This is a genomic window from Streptococcus oralis subsp. tigurinus (assembly GCF_002096275.1).
Classification (GTDB): Bacteria; Bacillota; Bacilli; order Lactobacillales; family Streptococcaceae; genus Streptococcus; species Streptococcus oralis_CN.
This window is the reverse complement of the sequence record NZ_NCUG01000013.1, coordinates 55421-77885: the sequence shown is the minus strand read 5'-3', so window position 1 is coordinate 77885 and position 22465 is coordinate 55421. Positions and strand designations below refer to the sequence as shown.

The following is a 22465-nucleotide window of genomic DNA, read 5'->3' as shown; positions in this document are numbered from 1 at the left end:
TTTTTGCAGAAAACAGTCTATTTTCTATGAAAAAATAGGCTTTTTTTCTAAAAATACCTAGTCAAGCGCTTTATTTTTTTGTATAATAGAAATAGTAAGTATAGATAAAAGAAGAGAAAAGCATGATTACACTATTTTTATCACCGAGTTGTACATCATGTCGTAAGGCAAAGGCTTGGTTAGAGACGCATAAAGTGCCCTTTCAAGAGCATAATATTATGACTAGTCCTTTAACAAGAAAAGAATTACAACATATTCTTTCCTTGACCGAAAATGGTACTGATGACATCATTTCAACTCGTTCAAAAATTTTTCAAAAATTGGATATTGATGTAGAGAGTATCTCGGTATCGGAGTTGCTTCAGTTGATTGAGCAATATCCTAGTCTTTTGCGTCGCCCAATTATTACAGATACCAAACGCATGCAAATTGGTTTTAATGAAGATGAGATTCGTGCTTTTCTCCCTCGTAGTTACCGTAAACAAGAACTAAAAGAAGCAACATTGAGAGCTGGTATAGGATAGATGAACAAACAGTATAGTTACCCACTAGATTTGTCGTGGAGCACTGAAGAACTTGCTTCAGTGCTTTCTTTTTTTAATGATGTTGAAGCTGCTTATGAAGATAAGGTAGAAGCAAAAAAACTGCTAGAGTCTTACAAGGGATTTAAGTCAGTCGTTCCGAGCAAAAGTGAAGAAAAGCGCCTAGGTCGCGAATTTGAGACGGCTAGCGGTTATTCCTTCTATCATGCAGTTCAATTAGCAAAAGAAAAAAGAGAAGGGAAGATTTCTCTTGGAAACTAAATTTGAATTTGCCAAACAGATTGTGCAGGAAGCTGCTGCCTATATTTTGGCTCACATGAAAGAAGATTTGCAGGTTGAGCGCAAGTCTTCCCCTACTGACTTGGTAACACGTTTGGACAAGGAGGTCCAGCAACTCTTGGTTGATCGGATCAAGTCCTCCTATCCTGAGGACTTGATTTGTGCGGAAGAAGGCTGTCTGCGTGCTGCAGTCGGTCAAGGTTGTGTTTGGGTGATTGATCCCATTGACGGTACCAATAATTTTGTCGCCCAGCAGGAAGATTTTGCCGTTATGCTGGCTTATTTTGAGAATGGTGTGGGCAAATTTGGCATCATCTATGATGTCATGAAAGGTGATTGTTACCATGGTGGTAGTGCCTTTCCTCCTTGTCGTAATAATGATCCCTTACCGCCTTTTAAAAAGAAACCTCTTCAAGAATTTTTAGTTGCCGGTAACTCAGGTATGTTTGAAAGTAATGAGTGGGGCTTGGCGGATTTGGGTCGAGCAGCATTGGGAGTCCGTGTCTACGGCAGTGCGGCCATTAGTTTTGCTAAGGTTTTATCGGGTCGTCTTCTGACTTATATTACCTACTTGCAGCCATGGGATTACGCTGCGGCCAGCATCTTAGGGGAAAGTCTGGGTTATCGCCTTCTTACGGTATCGGGTGAACCTGTTGATTTTAAAACGCGTCAGCCTGTCATGATGGTGCCAATCGAGATGCAAGAAGAGATTCAGTCTTATATCTACGAAAGGAAAGAAAACTAAATGCAATTTCCAGAAGGATTTGTTGAAAAATATGAAGTGATACTAAAAGATGAGGCAAGAGATTTTCTTGCCTCTTTTAAGCAGGAAGCGGTTTCGGCTTTTCGGGTTAATCCCTTAAAAGAAAGTCAGCTATCGTTTGCTGATGCCATTCCTCGTACACCTTGGGGGCACTATGGAAAAGTTTCTGGGAAATCTCCAGAGCACGTTACGGGTCTCGTTTATTCACAAGAGCCTGCAGCCCAAATGGTGGCCCAGGTAGCTCAACCAAGTCCTGGCATGAAGGTCTTGGACTTGGCGGCAGCACCAGGTGGAAAATCCACTCAACTAGCAGCTTATCTGGCTAATCAAGGAGTCCTTGTTTCCAACGAAATTTCAAGCAAGCGTGCTAAGATTTTAGTGGAAAATATGGAGCGATTTGGAGCGACAAATGTTGTCGTGACCAATGAATCTGCTGACCGCTTAGCCAAGGTTTTTAAAGGTTACTTTGATGTGATTGTCCTTGATGCACCTTGCTCGGGTGAAGGGATGTTTCGTAAGCAGCCAGATGCCATGGATTATTGGAGTACCGCTTATCCTAGTCAATGTGCTAGTCTCCAAAAAGAAATCCTAGAAAACGCAGTGACTATGCTTGCAGAAGGTGGTCGTTTGGTCTATTCGACCTGTACTTGGGCACCTGAGGAAAATGAAGAAATCGTCCACTGGTTACTAGATACTTATGATTTTGAACTGCTTCCAGTCGAGCATGTGAACGGTATGGTAGCAGGAATTGGACTTCCTGAAACGGCGCGAATGTACCCTCACCATTTTAAGGGAGAAGGTCAGTTTGTTGCCCATTTGCAGTTTAAGGGAGAAAATCCAGCACCTAAATTCAAAGCCAGCAAGAGCAATCTCAGTCGTGAACAGCTGGCCTTGTGGCATGATTTTGCCCAAAAACACTTGCGGGTCAATCTAACTGGTATCTTGCAGACTTTTGGAGATCAGCTCTATCTTTTGCCAGAGATGCTACCTGATCTAGGGAAACTTAAAATTGCTAGAAATGGCCTCCATCTGGGTACTTTTAAGAAGAAACGCTTCGAACCAAGCTTTGCTCTGGGATTAGCCTTGAAACCAAGTCAAGTAAAACAAAGGGTCGAAATCAATGATGAGGATTTTGTAAAATATGTGGCTGGTGAGACTGTTCAATTGTCTGAACCTCGACCAAATGGCTGGTACCAAGTTGTGGTTCAAGGAAACGGATTAGGCTTTGCCAAGGTAACAGGAAATGTTTTGAAAAATTATTATCCAAAAGGACTCAGATTCAGGTGAAAAAGCTAGTCAAAGAGCCTATTCTATGTTATAGTGGAATTATGAGTTTTTTCTGATAGTCTTTTATTATTACTTATATTATACGATGGAATTGTCCGCCCCTAAGAATGTCTAAAAAATAAAGCGGGACAATCATTGATGATAACTGGATGATCAGGACAAACGGAAGAAATCAGAACATTCATCATTATGTTCAAGGAGAAAAACAGTGAAAAAAAGAAAAAAGCTCGTCATGTCTCTTGCAGCTCTTTTGATGGCAGGTTCTCTAGCAGGATGTGCTAGCTGGATTGATCGTGGAGAATCCATGACAGCTGTTGGTTCAACAGCTCTTCAACCTCTTGTCGAAGCAGCAGCAGATGAATTTGGTTCTAGAAACATCGGAAAAACAGTCAATGTTCAAGGTGGTGGATCGGGTACAGGACTTTCCCAAGTCCAGTCTGGAGCAGTAGACATCGGGAACTCTGACGTCTTTGCAGAGGAAAAAGATGGAATTGATGCTTCAGCTCTGGTAGACCACAAGGTTGCAGTGGCTGGTCTTGCAGTGATTGTAAACAAGGAAGTGGATGTTGAAAATCTCACAACCGAGCAACTTCGCAAGATTTTTACTGGTGAAGTGACCAACTGGAAAGAAGTTGGGGGCAAAGACCTGACAATTTCAATCATCAACCGAGCAGCAAGTTCTGGTTCAAGAGCGACGTTTGATACGGTGGTTATGAATGGCCAATCTGCTAAGCAGAGTCAGGAGCAGGATTCTAACGGGATGGTCAAGTCCATTGTATCCCAAACTCCTGGAGCCATTTCTTATCTAGCCTTTGCCTATGTAGATGATTCCGTGAAAAGCATGAAACTGAATGGGTATGAACCTACGTCTGAAAATGTAACGACCAACAACTGGCCTTTGTGGTCTTATGAACATATGTACACACTCGGTCAGCCAAATGAGTTAGCTGCTGAATTCCTGAATTTCGTTCTCTCAGACGAAGCCCAAAATGGAATTGTTAAGGGCATGGGCTATATCTCTATCAATGAAATGAAAGTCCAAAAGGATGCTTCAGGTACCGTTACAGCAGTAGAAGGAGGTCAATAATGAATCAAGAAGAATTATCTAAAAAATTACTCTCTCCTTCAAAGAACTCTCGCCTTGAGAAGTTTGGTAAAGGTTTGACCTTCACTTGCCTTTCTTTGATTGTCATCATTGTGGCGATGATTTTGATTTTTGTAGCCCAAAAAGGCTTATCGACCTTCTTTGTCAATGGAGTGAATATCTTTGATTTCCTTTTTGGACAAACTTGGAATCCTTCAGGGAAACAATTTGGTGCCTTTCCGATGATTTTGGGTTCCTTTATTGTGACGATTTTATCAGCCCTCATCGCAACTCCCTTCGCCATCGGAGCTGCAGTCTTTATGACAGAAGTATCACCAAAGGGTGCAAAAATCTTGCAACCAGCCATTGAACTTCTCGTCGGTATTCCTTCAGTCGTCTATGGATTTATCGGTTTGCAAGTTGTGGTGCCTTTTGTTCGCAGCATCTTTGGTGGAACTGGTTTTGGAATCTTGTCAGGGATTTTCGTTCTTTTTGTCATGATTCTACCAACTGTAACCTTTATGACAACAGACAGCTTGCGTGCTGTTCCTCGTCATTACCGTGAAGCTAGTTTGGCTATGGGAGCCACTCGTTGGCAAACTATCTGGCGTGTGACCTTGAAAGCAGCACGTTCAGGTATTTTCACTGCAGTGGTCTTTGGGATGGCGCGTGCCTTCGGTGAAGCCCTTGCTATTCAGATGGTGGTCGGAAACTCAGCAGTTATCCCAACCTCGCTAACAACACCAGCTGCGACTTTGACTTCTGTTTTGACTATGGGAATTGGGAATACCGTCATGGGAACAGTTGATAATAACGTACTCTGGTCATTGGCCTTGGTATTGCTCTTGATGAGTTTGGCCTTTAACAGTGTGATTAAGTTGATTACGAAAGAAAGAGGAAAGAAAAACTATGCACGCTAAGAAATTAGATAAATTTGCAACAGCTGTCCTCTATACCATCGCTGGTATCATTGTTGCCATCTTGGCATCCTTGATTCTCTATATCTTGGTGAGAGGGTTACCGCACATCTCTTGGTCTTTCTTGACTGGAAAATCATCCTCTTATCAAGCAGGTGGGGGTATCGGGATTCAGCTCTACAATTCCTTCTTCCTTTTAGTCATTACCTTGATTATCTCTGTGCCTTTGTCCATGGGGGCTGGGATTTACCTAGCTGAATATGCAAAAAAGGGTCCTGTGACAAATTTTGTCAGAACCTGTATTGAGATTTTGTCTTCTCTACCATCAGTCGTTGTGGGTCTCTTTGGTTACTTGATTTTTGTAGTCCAGTTTGAGTATGGATTTTCAATCATTTCAGGTGCCTTGGCCTTGACGGTCTTTAACCTCCCTCAGATGACTCGAAATGTTGAGGACAGTTTAAAACACGTTCACCATACACAACGTGAGGCTGGTCTGGCCCTCGGGATTTCTCGTTGGGAGACTGTGGTCCATGTCGTCATTCCAGAAGCCCTTCCAGGCATCGTAACGGGTGTTGTCTTAGCCTCTGGCCGTATCTTTGGTGAGGCCGCCGCTCTTATCTATACGGCAGGACAATCCGCTCCCGCCCTTGACTGGTCTAACTGGAATATCCTCAGTGTTACCAGTCCTATCTCAATTTTCCGTCAAGCAGAAACCTTGGCTGTCCACATTTGGAAGGTCAACAGTGAAGGAACCATTCCTGATGCTACTATCGTATCAGCAGGTTCTGCCGCCGTGCTCCTCATCTTTATCTTGATTTTTAACTTTGGAGCACGCAAACTCGGAAGCTATTTACACAAGAAATTAACCGCTGCCTAAAGGAGAAGCCATGTCAAAATATAACTGGGATGAAAAGCATATCATCACCTTCCCTGAAGAAAAAGTGGCCCTCTCTACCAAGGATTTACATGTTTACTATGGTAAAAATGAATCCATCAAGGGCATCGATATGCAATTTGAAAAAAATAAAATTACAGCCTTGATTGGTCCTTCTGGATCAGGGAAATCTACTTATCTTCGCAGTCTCAATCGGATGAATGATACTATTGATATTGCCAAGGTCACAGGTCAAATCCTCTACCGAGGGATTGACGTTAATCGTCCAGAAATCAATGTCTATGAGATGCGCAAGCATATCGGAATGGTCTTCCAACGTCCAAATCCATTTGCCAAGTCTATTTACCGTAACATCACTTTTGCTCATGAACGTGCAGGAGTCAAGGATAAGAAAGTCTTGGATGAAATTGTCGAAACCTCTCTCCGACAGGCTGCCCTTTGGGATCAGGTCAAAGATGACCTCCACAAATCAGCCTTGATGCTTTCTGGTGGACAGCAACAACGTCTCTGTATCGCTCGCGCCATCTCTGTCAAGCCAGATATCCTCTTGATGGATGAACCGGCGTCAGCCTTGGATCCGATTGCGACAGCCCAGCTGGAAGAGACTATGTTGGAATTGAAGAAAGACTTTACCATCATCATCGTTACCCACAGTATGCAACAGGCTGCGCGTGCAAGTGACTACACAGGATTTTTCTACTTGGGCGATTTGATCGAGTATGATAAGACATCCAATATTTTCCAAAATGCGAAACTACAGTCTACCAATGACTACGTAACGGGACACTTTGGTTAGAAAGGAAGCAGTATGACAGAACCGATTTTGCAGGTTAAAGACCTATCCGTTTATTACAATAAAAAGAAGGCTTTGAATAGTGTTTCCCTTTCTTTCCAACCTAAGGAAATAACCGCCTTGATTGGTCCTTCTGGATCAGGAAAGTCCACCCTGCTCAAAGCCATCAACCGCATGGGCGATCTAAATCCTGAGGTGACAACAACTGGAACAGTGATTTATAATGGCCACAATATCTACAGTCCACGTACCGATACGGTTGAATTGCGTAAGGAAATCGGTATGGTCTTTCAACAGCCCAATCCTTTCCCTATGTCTATCTATGAAAATGTTGTCTACGGCCTACGTATCAATGGAGTCAGGGATAAACATGTTTTGGATGAAGCGGTGGAAAAGGCCTTGCAACGCGCTTCTATTTGGGATGAGGTCAAGGATCGCTTGCATGATTCAGCCATTGGTCTCTCAGGTGGCCAACAGCAACGTGTTTGTGTTGCTCGTGTCTTAGCAACCAGTCCCAAGATTATTCTCTTGGATGAACCAACTTCAGCTTTGGATCCTATCTCGGCTGGTAAGATTGAGGAAACCTTGTATGGTCTGAAAGATAAATACACCATGCTCTTGGTAACGCGTTCGATGCAACAGGCCTCTCGTATCTCTGATAAAACAGGATTTTTCCTAGATGGAGATTTGATCGAGTTTAACGATACTAAGAAAATGTTCCTAGACCCACAAAACAAGGAAACAGAAGATTATATTACAGGAAAATTTGGATAAGGAGTTGAATGATGTTACGATCTCAATTTGAAGAAGATTTGGAGAAATTGCACAACCAGTTCTATGCTATGGGACAAGAAGTGCTCTCACAAATCAATCGTACAGTGCGTGCCTTTGTTACACATGACCGTGATTTGGCAAAAGAAGTTATTGAGGAAGATGCAGAAGTAAATGGATATGAAGTGAAACTCGAAAAGAAATCATTTGAAATGATCGCGCTTCAACAACCTGTTTCTCAAGACCTCCGTACTGTATTGACCGTTCTCAAGGCAGTATCGGACCTGGAACGTATGGGAGACCATGCGGTGTCAATCGCAAAAGCAACTATTCGTATGAAGGGGGAACAACGCATCCCTGCCGTTGAGGAAGAAATCAAAAAAATGGGGCGCGATGTGAAAAACTTCGTTGAATCTGCTCTCGAACTTTACCTGAATGGTTCTGTGGATCAAGCCTATGAAGTAGCGGCTATGGACGAAAAAATCAACCATTACTTTGATAGTATTCGTGATCTTACTACAGAGGAGATTAGGAAACATCCTGAAGCCATCGTTACAGGCCGTGATTACTTCCAGGTAATTTCCTTCTTGGAACGTATCGGAGACTACGCTAAAAATATCTGTGAATGGGTTGTTTACTTTGAAACAGGGAAGATTGTCGAACTATAAGAAACGGTTTAAATATACAGAACAAAAGGCTGATTGTGATAAATCAGTCTTCTTTTTTATGAAAAGAATTGTTTTGCAGTCAAAATCTCTAAAAGGGTTGACAACTATTTTTAAAAGAGTTATAATTATTCAGAAATAACAGAAAGGTCGTTTATTTATGAAGCTTAAAAAATGGATGTTAGTTGTGTGTAGCATGCTGGCTAGCGTGATTTTAGTAGCTTGTCAATCCAGTACGGATAGTTCCCAGTCTGCTGTGGACGCTATCAAACAAAAAGGAAAGCTAGTCGTTGCGACCAGTCCAGACTATGCACCTTTTGAATTCCAAGCCTTGGTAGATGGTAAAAACCAAGTGGTTGGGGCAGATATTGATATGGCTCAAGCGATTGCGGATGAGCTTGGGGTTAAACTTGAAATCTCTAGCATGAGTTTTGACAATGTTTTGACCAGCCTTCAAACTGGAAAGGCTGACTTAGCCATTGCGGGAATTAGTGCCACAGATGAGAGAAAGGAAGTCTTTGACTTTTCAATCCCTTACTATGAAAACAAGATGAGTTTCTTGGTTAGAAAAGCCGATTTAGACAAGTACAAGGATCTTTCAAGCCTTGCAAGTGCGAATATCGCAGCTCAAAAGGGAACTGTGCCAGAAACCATGGTCAAGGAACAATTGCCAAATGCTCAACTGACTTCTTTGACTAATATGGGGGAAGCAGTTAATGAATTGCAGGCTGGAAAAGTAGATGCTGTTCATATGGATGAACCAGTTGCTCTTAGCTACGCAGGTAAAAACTCAGATCTTGCCGTTGCAACTGTTAATTTGACAATGAAAGATGGCGAAGCCAATGCCGTTGCTATCAAGAAGGATCAATCAGACCTGAAAGCAGTAGTAGATAAGGTTATCCAAAAACTGAAAGATGACGGAACCTATCAAACTTATCTTGAAAAAGCAGCGAAACTAACAGAAGTTGAACAATAAGAAAAAGCAGAGTTGGACTTTAATCCAATTCTGCTTTTATGTATTCTAATAGCTCTTCTAGATTTTCAAGAGTGACTTTGGCGAACTGATAAGGACAGGCTTCCAAATAAGCCTTCTCAAAAAAGTCTAGTTTGAGTGAGCTGTGTTTCAAACTGGCAATTTTAGGATAGTGTCTCAAATCAAGCAAGAGACCATCGTGTAGAGGATAGTGGGGCAAGGGACAGGTGTTTTTTTCAAGTACTTCCTTAATCTGAGCCTGATAGTTCTCTTGAAGGGTCAGTCTGGCCAGTCGATTTTTTTCAAATAACTGGCTATCGATGTAAAGAGAAAGAGCCTTTTGCATGATGAGATTGCTGTCATAGTCCAGGATATTTTTGTAGGAAACAAAGGCCTCTTTTAGGGCATTTGGGAGAATGAGAGCTGTGATACGAAGGGCTGGAAAGAGGCTGGTTGAAAAGGATTTGATGTAAATGACCAGATCCTCGGTATCCAGATAGTGGAAGGTCTGACCTTTCTTTGGGTCCAAGTCACCAAGATAGTCATCCTCTACGATGTAAACACCATACTGGTTTGCTAGATCCAGAATGGCCCTTTTTTCCTGATCAGAATAGGAATGACCTAGGGGATAGTGGAAGCGAGGAATGGTATAGAAAAACTTGATTTTCCCAGATTTGAACTGTCCTTCCAGTTCTTCAAGGTTAATGCCATCAATTCGGCGTTCAATGGTCTGGTAGGCTAATCCTTGAGCGACCAAGAGGCGATTCATTCGGTGGTAGGTCGGTTGTTCGACCAAAATCTCAGCTCCCTCGCTCGGAAAGTTAATCTGAGAAAGGATAAAGAGAGCTTGCTGGGTGCCAGAAGTTAGAACAAGTTGATCGGGTTTACAGTAGAGGGCTTGGTCAAAGAGGAGTTGATGGACAGATTGTCTGAGTTCCTCAAGGCCTTCTTGGTTGTCATAGTAGTTGAAGAGGTAGTTTTCTCTTCCAATCAGTGTTTCATTGACGCAGAGTCTGAAATCGTCATAAGCACTGGCATGTTCATCAGTGACTTCGATTTCCAAGTCCTGATGCTGCCCCTGTTCCAGAACATAATAGCCACTTTGGGGTTTGGCATAGAGGTATTGTTCATGGCGTAATTCTAGCAGGGCTCGTTGGACAGTGTCCTTGCTACAGTGGAAGTCTTGGCTCAGTTGACGGATAGAGGGAAGCCGGCTACCTGTTGGGAATTTTCCCGATTCGATACCCTTTTTGAGAAAGGAAACGACTGCTTGGTATTTACTTTCTTTCTTCATTCCAGACCTCCCTTGATTTTGTTACATTGTACCTTTTTTTTGCCTCCTTTGCAATGGGAAAAGCATTTCTCCCTTTCACATCTAGGAGCAAATGTGGTATACTTAGAACGTATGATGATTCATTGAATAAAAGATAAGAAAGAGAATGGATAGAAAAGTGCAGGAACCAGTTAAATTATTTCAATACAATACTTTAGGTGCCCTAATGGCAGGTCTCTATGGTGGAACCATGAAAGTAGGAGAATTGTTGAAACATGGTGACCTCGGCTTGGGAACATTGGATTCGATTGACGGGGAGTTGATTGTCCTTGATGGCAAGGCTTATCAAGCCAAGGGGTCTGGTCAAACGCCTGAAATCGTTGAGGTGGCAGCGAATGCTCTAATTCCCTATGCAGCAGTGGTCCCTCATCAGGCTGAAGTGATTTTTCGTCAGCGCTTTGAGATGACGGACAAGGAATTGGAAAAACGAATTGAGTCCTACTATGATGGAGAAAATCTTTTTCGTTCCATCAAGATTCATGGCGAATTTTCACAAATGCACGTGCGGATGATTCCTAAATCCACACCTGATACCAAGTTTGCTGATGTTGCGACTCACCAACCTGAATATAGCCGTGAAAATGTATCGGGAACCATTGTTGGATTTTGGACACCGGAGATGTTCCATGGAGTGAGTGTTGCAGGCTATCATTTGCATTTTATCTCTGATGATTTGACCTTTGGTGGGCATGTGATGGACTTTGTTATCAAAGAAGGAATGATCGAGGTTGGAGCAGTCGACCAGTTGGACCAACGTTTTCCAGTCCAAGATCGCCAGTATTTATTTGCCAAATTTAACGTTGACGAGATGAAGAAAGATATTGATAAGTCAGAATAGGAGAAAAAGATGACAGTACATATTATCCTCACCATGATCGCTTTAGTTCTCATTCTAGTAGGTGGAACTTGGTATGCCAAAAAACGGTTTAAAATCTCTCTTGCAGTGATGGGCTTGGGGGCAATCGCATTTTTCGTTTCTTCTCAAGTGTTAGAGAAGATGGTTCACCTTCTGGTACTCCATCCGCAAAAAGATGGAACCATTCCGCTCATGCAGGAGCAACCTTTCTTATATGTCCTTTATGGAATCGCCATGGCTGCCCTCTTTGAGGAAACGGCTCGTTTTATCTTTTTTAAATGGTTGGAGAAAAAGAGAAAGTTGGAAGATAGAGATGCTTGGGCTTATGGCTTAGGACATGGAGGCTTAGAGATGCTCTACCTCGGAATGGGAAGTTTGATTAGCCTTTTGATCCTCTTTTCACTAGTACAGTCATCAAATACTGATGCGGCGAATCTTCTTACAAAGACGACACTCGAAACGGTTCAGTCTCTATCAGCATGGCAGATCTATCTACTAGGAGTTGAGCGTGTCCTTGCTCTGGTTCTCCAAATTAGCCTTACTGTCTGGGTCTATCAAAGTGTCCGTCAAAAGAAATGGATTTATCTCGTTGCTGCCTATGGATTACATGCCTTGTTCGACTTAGCTCCAGCTCTATCTCAAGTGGGCTGGATTGCAAATCCACTTCTAGTGGAGGGCATTCTTCTTGTAGAAGTACTTGCCTTTGTCTGGCTTACAAAATCTACATTTTGGAAAAAATCATCATAAAAAGAGGTTCACCTCTTTTTTTATGCAATGCTTTGATACTTCCATTTTTCGGTTCGTCAAAAGCCTTTAAAAATGGTATAATGAAATGACTTTACAAAAGGATGAGAGATATGACATTAGTAACTAAAATACAAGAACAATTAGAAGGAATTGATATTCGTTTCAAGGAACCCTTGAAGACCTATACCTATACCAAGGTCGGAGGTCGAGCGGATTATCTGGTTTTGCCACGCAATCGCTATGAGATGGCGCGTGTCGTTCAATTTGCCAATCAAGAGAATATTCCTTGGATGGTGCTAGGAAATGCCAGCAATATTATCGTTCGTGACGGTGGAATTCGTGGATTTGTCATCTTGTGTGACAAGCTCAATAACGTTTCAGTTGATGGTTATACCATTGAAGCGGAAGCTGGGGCCAACTTGATTGAAACGACACGTATTGCCCTTCGTCATAGTTTGACTGGTTTCGAGTTTGCCTGTGGCATTCCAGGGAGCGTCGGTGGAGCAGTCTTTATGAATGCGGGTGCCTATGGAGGAGAGATTGCCCATATCTTGCAGTCTTGTCAAATTTTGACCAAGGAAGGGGAGATTGAGACCTTATCTTCCAAGGAATTGGCTTTTGGTTACCGTCATTCGGCTGTTCAAGATTCTGGAGCTGTTGTTTTGTCAGCTAAATTTGCCCTAGCTCCAGGAAATCATCAGGTTATCAAGCAAGAAATGGACCGCTTAACGCACCTACGTGAACTCAAACAACCTCTAGAATACCCATCTTGTGGTTCGGTCTTTAAGCGTCCTGTTGGTCATTTTGCAGGTCAGTTGATTTCAGAGGCTGGTTTGAAAGGCTATCGTATCGGTGGTGTTGAAGTATCTGAAAAGCACGCTGGTTTCATGATCAATGTTGCTGACGGTACGGCTAAAGACTACGAGGACTTGATCCAATCTGTTATTGAAAAGGTAAAGGAACACTCAGGTGTTACCCTTGAGAGGGAAGTCCGTATTTTGGGTGAGAAAGAATAAGGTTTGGGCAGAAAAGTTGCTGCTATAACCATTGTAAGGGGGTGAAAGCCTATCGTTAGTGAAGATGTATGTAGGCAGTTCAATCTCCTACACGAGGTAGTAGCGGCCTGACAGAGCCAGGATCTGTTAATTTATGAAAAAGAAGGAATTTATGACAATTGAAAAAACCAATTATTGAATTCAAAAACGTCTCTAAAGTTTTTGAAGACAGCAACACCAAGGTTCTCAAAGACATTAACTTTGAGTTGGAAGAGGGAAAGTTCTATACCCTACTAGGCGCATCTGGTTCAGGAAAATCAACCATTCTAAACATCATTGCAGGTTTACTGGATGCGACAACAGGAGATATTTTGCTGGATGGGGTACGGATCAACGACATCCCAACCAACAAGCGAGATGTCCATACGGTCTTCCAATCCTATGCCTTGTTTCCACATATGAATGTGTTTGAAAATGTTGCCTTTCCGCTCCGCTTGCGTAAAATCGACAAGAAAGAAATTGAGCAACGTGTAGCAGAAGTTCTCAAGATGGTTCAGTTGGAAGGTTACGAGAAGCGTTCCATCCGTAAACTTTCTGGAGGACAACGTCAGCGTGTGGCTATTGCCCGTGCCATCATCAACCAACCCCGTGTGGTTTTGTTAGATGAACCTCTGTCAGCGCTGGACTTGAAATTGCGAACAGACATGCAGTACGAGCTGCGTGAACTGCAACAACGATTGGGGATTACCTTTGTCTTTGTCACTCACGATCAGGAGGAAGCCCTAGCTATGAGTGACTGGATTTTCGTTATGAATGATGGCGAGATTGTTCAGTCTGGAACGCCTGTGGACATCTATGATGAGCCAATCAACCACTTTGTTGCTACCTTTATCGGTGAGTCCAACATCTTGCCAGGAACCATGATTGAGGACTACTTGGTTGAGTTTAACGGAAAACGCTTTGAAGCGGTTGATGGTGGGATGAAGCCAAATGAGCCTGTCGAAGTCGTTATTCGTCCAGAGGACTTGCGCATCACTCTTCCTGAAGAAGGCAAGCTCCAAGTTAAGGTTGATACCCAACTTTTCCGTGGGGTTCACTACGAGATTATCGCCTATGACGAACTTGGCAATGAATGGATGATCCACTCGACTCGTAAGGCCATTGTGGGTGAGGAAATCGGTCTGGACTTTGAACCAGAAGATATCCACATCATGCGTCTCAACGAAACCGAAGAAGAATTCGATGCTCGTATCGAGGAGTACGTAGAAATCGAAGAGCAAGAAGCAGGTCTGATTAACGCGATCGAGGAGGAAAGAGATGAAGAAAACAACCTCTAAACTCTTTGTAGTGCCCTACATGCTTTGGATTGCCCTCTTTGTTCTCGCACCCTTGGTCTTGATTTTCGGTCAATCCTTTTTCAACATTGAAGGCCAGTTTAGTTTAGAAAACTATAAATCCTACTTTGCATCACAAAACTTGACCTATCTTAAAATGAGTTTTAACTCAGTGCTCTATGCAGGGATTGTGACCCTAGTGACGCTACTCATCAGTTATCCAACAGCCCTCTTTTTGACTCGTCTTAAGCACCGTCAGCTCTGGCTCATGCTGATTATCTTGCCAACCTGGATCAATTTGCTCCTTAAAGCCTATGCCTTTATCGGGATTTTTGGTCAAAATGGCTCTATTAACCAATTTTTGGAATTCATCGGAATCGGTTCGCAGCAGTTGCTCTTTACCGATTTCTCCTTTATCTTTGTCGCAAGCTACATCGAGCTTCCATTTATGATTTTGCCGATCTTCAATGTTTTGGATGATATGGATAACAATCTCATCAATGCCAGCTACGACCTCGGTGCGACCAAGTGGGAAACCTTCCGCCACGTCATCTTCCCTCTGTCGATGAATGGTGTGAGAAGTGGGGTTCAGTCCGTCTTTATCCCAAGTTTGAGTCTCTTCATGCTGACACGTTTGATTGGTGGGAACCGCGTTATTACCTTGGGAACGGCTATTGAGCAGAACTTTCTGACCAATGACAACTACGGTATGGGTTCTACTATCGGTGTGATCCTCGTCCTGACCATGTTCATCACCATGTGGGTGACCAAGGAAAGGAGAGAACGATGAAAAAATTTGCCAATCTCTACCTGGCCTTTGTCTTTATCATCCTTTATTTGCCAATTTTTTACTTGATTGGCTATGCCTTTAATGCTGGCGATGATATGAACAGCTTTACTGGTTTTAGCTTGAGCCATTTTAAAACCATGTTTGGTGATGGTCGCCTTATGTTGATCCTCACCCAAACCTTTTTCTTGGCCTTTCTATCAGCCTTGATAGCGACCATTATTGGGACTTTCGGTGCCATCTATATCTATCAATCTCGTAAGAAATACCAAGAAGCCTTTCTATCACTCAATAATATCCTCATGGTTGCACCCGACGTTATGATTGGTGCCAGCTTCTTGATTCTCTTTACACAACTTAAGTTTTCACTTGGATTTTTGACGGTTCTATCTAGTCACGTGGCCTTTTCCATCCCTATCGTGGTCTTGATGGTCTTGCCTCGTCTCAAGGAAATGAATGATGATATGATTCACGCGGCCTATGACCTTGGTGCCAGCCAGTTCCAAATGTTTAAGGAAATTATGCTCCCTTATCTGACTCCGTCTATCATTGCAGGTTATTTCATGGCCTTTACCTATTCGTTAGATGACTTTGCCGTGACCTTCTTTGTAACGGGAAATGGCTTTTCAACCCTGTCAGTCGAGATTTACTCTCGTGCACGGAAGGGGATTTCTCTAGAAATCAATGCCCTGTCTGCCCTTGTCTTTCTCTTTAGTATTATCCTAGTTGTAGGTTATTACTTTATCTCACGTGAGAAGGAGGAGCAAGCATGAAAAAACTCTATTCATTTTTAGCAGGAATTGCGGCGATTATCCTTGTCTTGTGGGGAATTGCGATGCATCTAGATAGTAAAATCAATAGCCGAGACAGTCAGAAATTGGTTATCTACAACTGGGGGGACTATATCGATCCAGAACTCTTGGAGAAATTCACAGAAGAAACAGGCATCCAAGTCCAGTACGAGACCTTTGACTCCAACGAGGCCATGTATACCAAGATCAAGCAGGGTGGAACGACCTATGATATTGCCATCCCAAGTGAGTACATGATCAACAAGATGAAGGACGAAGACCTCTTGGTTCCGCTTGATTATTCAAAAATTGAGGGCATAGAGAATATCGGACCAGAGTTCCTCAACCAGTCTTTTGACCCGGGTAATAAATTCTCCATCCCTTATTTCTGGGGGACCTTGGGAATCGTCTACAATGAAACCATGGTAGATGAGGCGCCTGAGCATTGGGATGACCTCTGGAAGCCAGAATACAAGGATTCCATCATGCTCTTTGATGGGGCGCGTGAGGTGCTGGGACTCGGACTTAACTCGCTCGGTTACAGCCTCAACTCAAAGGATCCTCAGCAGTTGGAAGAGACAGTGGATAAGCTCTATAAACTGACTCCAAATATCAAGGCCATTGTGGCGGACGAGATGAAGGGTTACATGATCCAGAACAATGCTGCCATCGGGGTGACCTTCTCTGGCGAAGCCAGCCAGATGTTGGAGAAAAATCCTAACCTCAGGTATGTCGTTCCGACTGAGGCCAGCAATCTCTGGTTTGATAACATGGTCATTCCAAAAACTGTGAAAAACCAAGATGCAGCCTATGCCTTCATCAACTTCATGTTGAAGCCTGAAAATGCTCTGAAAAATGCCGAGTATGTGAGCTACTCAACACCAAACCTACCAGCCAAGGAAATGCTCCCAGAGGAGACAAAAGAAGACAAAGCCTTCTATCCAGATGCAGATACTATGAAACACCTAGAAGTTTATGAGAAGTTTGACCATAAATGGACAGGAATCTACAGTGACCTCTTCCTACAATTTAAAATGTACCGGAAGTAGGAGCTTATCTACTATCGGAAATAATTTCAATCAGACAAAAAAATAAAACCTAGCCATAGAAAATTAACCATTTTATGGCTAGGTTATTTATTAAAATAAATCATGAATTAGTAGAAAAATATACTTAATTATGCTATAATTTCGATAGAGTTAAAGGCATTTTAGCTTATAATTGAGGTAGTAGTTATGATTAAAAAAGCTATTTTTAGAGGAATTATTCCTTTTGTCATTATGACCAGTTTAGCAATTTTTATAAGACTTCAAGGGATTGATATTTTTCAGGTTAAAAGTACATTTTTGGTTGGTATTATTGCTACGTCGATAGCATCAGCCTCGGTAATCTATGAAATTGAAAAATGGTCGCTATTTAAACAATCTATTATACATTTTATCATTATGCTTTTTACTGTTCTTCCCTGTCTTCTATTTAGTGGATGGTATAAGTTGGTCTCAATTTTGGATTATCTCATTGTTTTAGGTCAATTCTTATTGGTTGGAAGTTTCTTGTGGCTTATCGCCTATATAATATTTGGGAAACTTCTAAAGAAATGAGTTGGGCATTAACCTTGACGAACTCCTTCAAAAACGATATAATACTAGAGTTGAGAATTGATTTTCAGTTGTTTTAGCCCAGAGAATTGGCGGTGCTGCGAGCCATCTAAGCTAGAAAATCATGCTACTCAATCAGACAATTGCATAAGAATAAGAGAATGACAAGTTCATTGAATGAAGGTGGTACCGCGGTTTTTCGCCCTTCGTGATATGGACTTGTCTTTTGATTTTTGGAGGTGTTTATGAAGACATTTCTCGTGAAACAAAAGTTTCGTCTTGGAGGCGAACGCTTCGATATCAAGGATGATAGAGGAGTGGTAAACTATCAGGTGGAGGGATCTTTCTTCCAAATTCCTAAGACCTTTACCATCTATGACGCCTATGGTGAGCAAGTCAGTGAGATTAGTAAAGAATTTTTCACCTTACTTCCTCGCTTTAATATCCAGTTACGAAACGGTTTCAATTTCGTCATTCGTAAGAAGTTGACCTTCTTTCGAGATAAGTATGAGTTTGATCATCTAGGACTTCGTATCGAGGGCAATATCTGGGATTTGAATTTCAAATTGCTAGATGATCGTGATCAGCTTGTCGCCGAGATTCGAAAAGAGATTTTCCATTTGACCTCAACTTACACCGTAACCGTCTATGAAGACTCTTATGCAGACCTAGTCATTTCCCTCTGTGTCGCGATTGACTATGTGGAGATGCTGGAAAGCCAATCAAATTAAACAAGTAATAAGGAGATATTATGAAACAACTATCTAGTGCTCAAGTTCGCCAAATGTGGCTAGATTTCTGGGCAAGCAAAGGCCACTCTGTAGAACCATCAGTCAGCTTGGTTCCTGTAAACGACCCAACTCTTTTGTGGATCAACTCTGGGGTAGCAACCCTTAAGAAATATTTTGACGGGACTATCAAACCTGAAAATCCACGTATCACCAATGCGCAAAAAGCTATCCGTACCAACGACATCGAAAATGTCGGAAAAACGGCTCGCCACCATACAATGTTTGAAATGTTGGGGAACTTCTCTATTGGGGATTACTTCCGTGATGAAGCTATCACCTGGGCTTATGAACTCTTGACAAGCCCAGAGTGGTTTGACTTCCCTAAAGACAAACTCTACATGACCTACTATCCAGATGATACAGATTCTTACAACCGCTGGATTGAAGTAGGAGTGGACCCAAGCCACTTGATCCCAATCGAAGACAACTTCTGGGAAATCGGTGCGGGACCTTCTGGACCTGATACTGAAATCTTCTTTGACCGTGGAGAAGCCTTTGACCCAGAAAATATCGGTATTCGTCTGCTTGCAGAGGATATCGAAAACGACCGTTACATCGAAATCTGGAACATTGTTTTGTCACAATTTAACGCTGACCCTGCGGTACCTCGTAGCGAATACAAGGAATTGCCACACAAGAACATTGATACGGGTGCTGGTTTGGAGCGTTTGGTAGCGGTGATTCAAGGGGCTAAGACCAACTTTGAAACAGACCTCTTTATGCCAATCATCCGTGAAGTGGAGAAATTGTCTGGTAAGGTTTATGACCAAGATGGCGACAACATGAGCTTCAAGGTTATTGCTGACCACATCCGTTCGCTTTCATTCGCGATTGGAGATGGTGCCCTTCCTGGAAATGAAGGTCGTGGTTATGTCCTTCGTCGTCTTCTCCGCCGTGCCTCTATGCATGGTCAAAAATTGGGTATCAATGAGCCTTTCCTTTATAAACTCGTTCCAACTGTTGGAAAAATCATGGAAAGCTACTACCCAGAAGTGCTTGAAAAACGTGACTTTATCGAAAAAATCATCAAGAGCGAAGAAGAGTCATTTGCTCGTACCCTTCACTCAGGTCAACACTTTGCAGAAACCATTGTAGCTGACTTGAAAGCTAAAGGACAAAGCGTTATCGCTGGTTCAGATGTCTTCAAACTCTATGATACATACGGATTTCCAGTTGAGTTGACGGAAGAAATCGCTGAAGAAGCTGGGATGACAGTAGACCGCGATGGTTTTGAAGCAGCCATGAAAGAACAGCAAGAACGTGCGCGTGCGTCAGCTGTCAAGGGTGGCTCAATGGGAATGCAAAATGAAACCCTTCAAAATATCACAGTGGAAAGTGTCTTCAACTACAATGCTAGTCAATTGCCCTCTAAGTTGGTGGCTATTGTAGCTGACAATGCTGAAGTTGAAGCTGTTTCAGAAGGAACTGCCTCTCTTATCTTTGCAGAGACTCCATTCTACGCTGAAATGGGTGGACAGGTAGCTGACCACGGTCAAATCTTGGATGCTGCTGGAAACCTTGTGGCTACAGTGACAGATGTTCAAAAAGCGCCAAACGGACAAGCTCTTCATACGGTTGAGGTTCTTGCACCGCTTGCTTTGAACCAAGAATACACCTTGGCCATCGATACCAATCGTCGTCACCGTGTCATGAAAAACCATACAGCAACTCACTTGCTCCATGCAGCCCTTCACAATATCCTTGGAAACCATGCAACACAAGCAGGATCCCTTAACGAAGTCGAATTCCTTCGCTTTGACTTCACGCACTTCCAAGCAGTAACTCCTGAAGAATTGCGTGCCATTGAACAACAGGTCAATGAGAAAATCTGGGAAGCAATTGCAGTAGAAACTGTTGAGACAGATATTGACACTGCTAAAGAAATGGGTGCTATGGCCCTCTTTGGTGAGAAATACGGTAAGGAAGTTCGTGTTGTTACGATTGGTGACTACTCAGTGGAACTTTGTGGTGGTACCCACGTTGGCAACACTTCTGAAATCGGTCTCTTCAAGATTGTCAAAGAAGAAGGAATCGGTTCAGGTACCCGCCGTATCTTGGCAGTGACTGGTAAGGAAGCCTTTGAAGCCTACCGCGAACAAGAAGACGCTCTGAAAGCCGTCGCAGCAACCTTGAAAGCACCTCAACTCAAGGAAGTTCCTCATAAGGTTGAAGGACTTCAAGAACAACTTCGTCAGCTTCAAAAAGAAAATGCAGAATTGAAAGAAAAAGCCGCAGCCGCAGCCGCAGGCGATGTCTTCAAGGATGTGAAGGAAGTCAACGGACACCGTTACATTGCAAGCCAAGTTTCTGTATCAGATGCAGGTGCCCTTCGTACCTTTGCGGATAACTGGAAACAAAAAGACTATTCTGATGTGCTTGTCTTAGTCGCAGCTATTGGCGACAAAGTCAATGTCCTTGTAGCAAGCAAGACAAAAGACCTTCATGCAGGAAACCTTGTCAAAGAATTGGCTCCAATCGTCGATGGACGTGGTGGTGGTAAACCAGACATGGCCATGGCAGGAGGAAGCAACCAAGCGAAAATACAAGAACTCTTGGATGCAGTAGCAGGTAAATTATAAGACATTAAAGATCTATCCCTTTGGGTAGGTCTTTTTGTGCATACAAAAAAGCCAAATCCGGTTGGATTTGACTTGTAACTGATAGGTTTATTTTGTTGCCCAGACACTGACTGAACCCGCTGCTACTGGGAATTCTCCATAACCTTCAGCATTGATTGTAACTTGATCGTGGTGGTTTCCAAGTAAATCTACAAAGGTTTGGTTAGCCCATTCTTGACCAACAAACATAGACTTGCTGTTTTCTTGGTCATTTGAGATAAGGACAGCGATTGGGGATTGATGTTCAGCACCTGAACGAACCCAACCTATACAGTTGGCATCGTCAAAGTAGTCTGTTTGCTCTCCATAGGCCAAGTCTTTTCGGATGGCTAGGAGACGGTCAAGAACTTCTCTGAAATCTTGTTGAGCAAATTGCCCTGAAATACCGTAATAATCTCCGTAAAAGACACATGGAAGCCCATCTTTGCGTAATAGAATAAGGGCATAGGCTGCTGGTTTGAACCATTCTTCAACAGTAGACTCAAGGGCTTGTCCTCGTTGAGTATCATGGTTGTCAACGAAAGTGACAGCCTTGTCAGGCTTGAGTTCAACCAAGCTATCAGTAAAGATAGTACGGAGGTCGTAGCTTGCTCCAGCTTGACTGGCTTCAAAGAGATTCTGGTGGAGACGAACATCAACAAGGTCAAAACGTTCCTCTGTTTTTTCGAGATAGTCTAGGTTGGCTTCTTTATCTGGGTTCCAAAATTCACCAAAAACATAGAAATCTTGACCATATTTTTCCTTCATATCACGGATGAAATTGCGCATAAAGAAAGAGTCGATGTGTTTGACGGCATCCAAACGGAAACCAGCAATACCAGTCGTTTCCATGAACCAGTCAGCCCAGTCATAGATGTTTTGGATGACTTCAGGATGCTTAAAGTCTAGGTCAGCATACATGAGGTAGTCGTAGTTGCCGTTTTCGTTATCGACCAATTCCTCATTTGCCCAACCTTTATTGTCTCCCTGGATCAGGTAAATGCCAGACTTACGGCGTTTGGCATCATAGTCTGTACCTGTGAAGTGGTACCAGTGCCAGTGGAAGTCATTGTAGGTATCTTGGCGACCATCGAAAGTAAAGTGAGTCCAGCCATTGATAGTAAAGGGCTCGCTTAGTTGAACGGTACGATCCTCAGGGTCTACTTCAATAACCTGAAAGGCTTCCATATGATCAGCAGCGGCCTTGTGATTGAGCACCACATCGGCCATAGGTCGAATTCCCTGAGCCTTTAAGGCTTGAATGGCTTGAAGATAGTCTTTTTTGAACCCATACTTGGTGCGGACAGTTCCTTTTTGGTGAAATTCACCTAGATCAAAAAGATCATAAACGCCATAGCCGACATCTTTTTCGTTGGTTGCCTTGAAGGCAGGTGGCATCCAGACATGGCTAATTCCCAGATGGGCTAGGTGCTCTGCATCATTTGTCAGTCGCGTCCAGTGTTGGCCGTCGTGAGGCAGATACCACTCAAAGTATTGCATAAGTGTCTGATTTTGCATTGTTTTTCCTCTTGCTTATCAATGTTGTGTTTTATTCTACCATAAAGTTTAGTACTAGGCAAACGTTTGCGCAGTTTTCTATACTCATTTCTAGAATTGTCTATTTTTAAAGACACTATTTCCTTCCCATTGCTAGAGAAATAATGTTT

Annotated in this window: 23 protein-coding genes; 21 read left to right on the top strand and 2 right to left on the bottom strand. The window is 42.8% G+C overall.

Annotation, left to right across the window (positions count from 1 at the left end):
• Positions 1-122: 122 nt before the first annotated feature.
• The 11 genes from B7725_RS01285 (at position 123) to B7725_RS01235 (ending at position 8972) form a co-directional block, all read left to right on the top strand.
• Entirely contained in the window at positions 123-524 is a 402-nt protein-coding gene (locus B7725_RS01285) for a Spx/MgsR family RNA polymerase-binding regulatory protein (protein WP_002875821.1), read from the top strand.
• A complete protein-coding gene (locus B7725_RS01280; protein ID WP_084874224.1) occupies positions 525-803 on the top strand; it encodes a UPF0223 family protein in 279 nt (92 codons plus the stop codon).
• On the top strand, positions 793-1566 hold the full coding sequence (locus B7725_RS01275; protein ID WP_084874223.1) for an inositol monophosphatase family protein: 774 nt from the start codon (positions 793-795) through the stop codon (positions 1564-1566). Before B7725_RS01280 ends, B7725_RS01275 begins: the two co-directional genes overlap by 11 nt.
• Positions 1567-2871, top strand: a complete 1305-nt coding sequence (locus B7725_RS01270; protein ID WP_084874222.1) for an RsmF rRNA methyltransferase first C-terminal domain-containing protein — start codon at positions 1567-1569, stop codon at positions 2869-2871.
• A 208-nt stretch (positions 2872-3079) separates the two neighbouring features.
• Positions 3080-3958 (top strand): phosphate ABC transporter substrate-binding protein PstS, encoded by an 879-nt coding sequence (locus B7725_RS01265; protein ID WP_084874221.1) that lies wholly within the window; start codon positions 3080-3082, stop codon positions 3956-3958.
• Complete coding sequence (pstC, locus tag B7725_RS01260) at positions 3958-4875, top strand: phosphate ABC transporter permease subunit PstC (protein WP_084853397.1); 918 nt, start codon at positions 3958-3960, stop codon at positions 4873-4875. The genes B7725_RS01265 and pstC overlap by 1 nt, the downstream gene beginning before the upstream one ends.
• Positions 4865-5749, top strand: a complete 885-nt coding sequence (pstA, locus tag B7725_RS01255) for a phosphate ABC transporter permease PstA (RefSeq protein ID WP_000543045.1) — start codon at positions 4865-4867, stop codon at positions 5747-5749. The genes pstC and pstA overlap by 11 nt, the downstream gene beginning before the upstream one ends.
• Positions 5750-5759: 10 nt before the next feature.
• Positions 5760-6563 (top strand): phosphate ABC transporter ATP-binding protein PstB, encoded by an 804-nt coding sequence (gene pstB / locus B7725_RS01250; RefSeq protein WP_000049851.1) that lies wholly within the window; start codon positions 5760-5762, stop codon positions 6561-6563.
• A 12-nt stretch (positions 6564-6575) separates the two neighbouring features.
• Positions 6576-7334, top strand: a complete 759-nt coding sequence (gene pstB / locus B7725_RS01245; protein WP_000138671.1) for a phosphate ABC transporter ATP-binding protein PstB — start codon at positions 6576-6578, stop codon at positions 7332-7334.
• Positions 7335-7345: 11 nt separating this feature from the next.
• Positions 7346-7999 (top strand): phosphate signaling complex protein PhoU, encoded by a 654-nt coding sequence (gene phoU / locus B7725_RS01240; RefSeq protein WP_000946477.1) that lies wholly within the window; start codon positions 7346-7348, stop codon positions 7997-7999.
• A 157-nt stretch (positions 8000-8156) separates the two neighbouring features.
• The gene (locus B7725_RS01235) at positions 8157-8972 is read left to right on the top strand and encodes an ABC transporter substrate-binding protein (protein ID WP_084874220.1); all 816 of its coding nucleotides are present in this window, start codon (positions 8157-8159) and stop codon (positions 8970-8972) included.
• A gap of 19 nt (positions 8973-8991) precedes the next feature.
• Here B7725_RS01235 and B7725_RS01230 read toward each other — a convergent pair whose 3' ends face one another.
• Positions 8992-10263, bottom strand: coding sequence for an aminotransferase-like domain-containing protein (locus tag B7725_RS01230; RefSeq protein WP_084874219.1), 1272 nt, complete (start codon positions 10261-10263; stop codon positions 8992-8994).
• A gap of 145 nt (positions 10264-10408) precedes the next feature.
• Between B7725_RS01230 and budA the strand changes: the two genes are divergently transcribed.
• The 10 genes from budA to alaS all read left to right on the top strand — a co-directional run bounded on the left by budA (position 10409) and on the right by alaS (position 20780).
• Positions 10409-11140 (top strand): acetolactate decarboxylase, encoded by a 732-nt coding sequence (budA, locus tag B7725_RS01225; RefSeq protein ID WP_084874218.1) that lies wholly within the window; start codon positions 10409-10411, stop codon positions 11138-11140.
• A 9-nt stretch (positions 11141-11149) separates the two neighbouring features.
• On the top strand, positions 11150-11905 hold the full coding sequence (locus B7725_RS01220; protein ID WP_061599259.1) for a YhfC family intramembrane metalloprotease: 756 nt from the start codon (positions 11150-11152) through the stop codon (positions 11903-11905).
• A gap of 110 nt (positions 11906-12015) precedes the next feature.
• Positions 12016-12921 carry a UDP-N-acetylmuramate dehydrogenase gene (murB, locus tag B7725_RS01215; protein WP_000177100.1) on the top strand — a complete coding sequence of 302 codons (906 nt, stop codon included), beginning with the start codon at positions 12016-12018 and terminating at the stop codon, positions 12919-12921.
• Between the two features lie 158 nt (positions 12922-13079).
• Complete coding sequence (locus B7725_RS01210; protein WP_000742901.1) at positions 13080-14237, top strand: ABC transporter ATP-binding protein; 1158 nt, start codon at positions 13080-13082, stop codon at positions 14235-14237.
• Complete coding sequence (locus B7725_RS01205; RefSeq protein ID WP_084874217.1) at positions 14218-15024, top strand: ABC transporter permease; 807 nt, start codon at positions 14218-14220, stop codon at positions 15022-15024. Before B7725_RS01210 ends, B7725_RS01205 begins: the two co-directional genes overlap by 20 nt.
• Entirely contained in the window at positions 15021-15794 is a 774-nt protein-coding gene (locus B7725_RS01200) for an ABC transporter permease (protein WP_000712716.1), read from the top strand. Before B7725_RS01205 ends, B7725_RS01200 begins: the two co-directional genes overlap by 4 nt.
• Complete coding sequence (locus B7725_RS01195; RefSeq protein WP_084874216.1) at positions 15791-16861, top strand: ABC transporter substrate-binding protein; 1071 nt, start codon at positions 15791-15793, stop codon at positions 16859-16861. Before B7725_RS01200 ends, B7725_RS01195 begins: the two co-directional genes overlap by 4 nt.
• Positions 16862-17047: 186 nt before the next feature.
• Positions 17048-17413: a DUF3021 family protein gene (locus tag B7725_RS01190; protein WP_084874215.1), complete on the top strand. Its 366-nt coding sequence runs from the start codon at positions 17048-17050 to the stop codon at positions 17411-17413.
• 242 nt (positions 17414-17655) lie between these two features.
• Positions 17656-18141 (top strand): LURP-one-related/scramblase family protein, encoded by a 486-nt coding sequence (locus tag B7725_RS01185; RefSeq protein ID WP_084874214.1) that lies wholly within the window; start codon positions 17656-17658, stop codon positions 18139-18141.
• Positions 18142-18161: 20 nt separating this feature from the next.
• A complete protein-coding gene (gene alaS / locus B7725_RS01180; protein ID WP_084874213.1) occupies positions 18162-20780 on the top strand; it encodes an alanine--tRNA ligase in 2619 nt (872 codons plus the stop codon).
• Between the two features lie 87 nt (positions 20781-20867).
• On the opposite strand, the gene B7725_RS01175 is transcribed toward alaS, so the two are convergent.
• Positions 20868-22316: an alpha-amylase gene (locus B7725_RS01175; protein ID WP_084874212.1), complete on the bottom strand. Its 1449-nt coding sequence runs from the start codon at positions 22314-22316 to the stop codon at positions 20868-20870.
• Positions 22317-22465 lie beyond the last annotated feature (149 nt).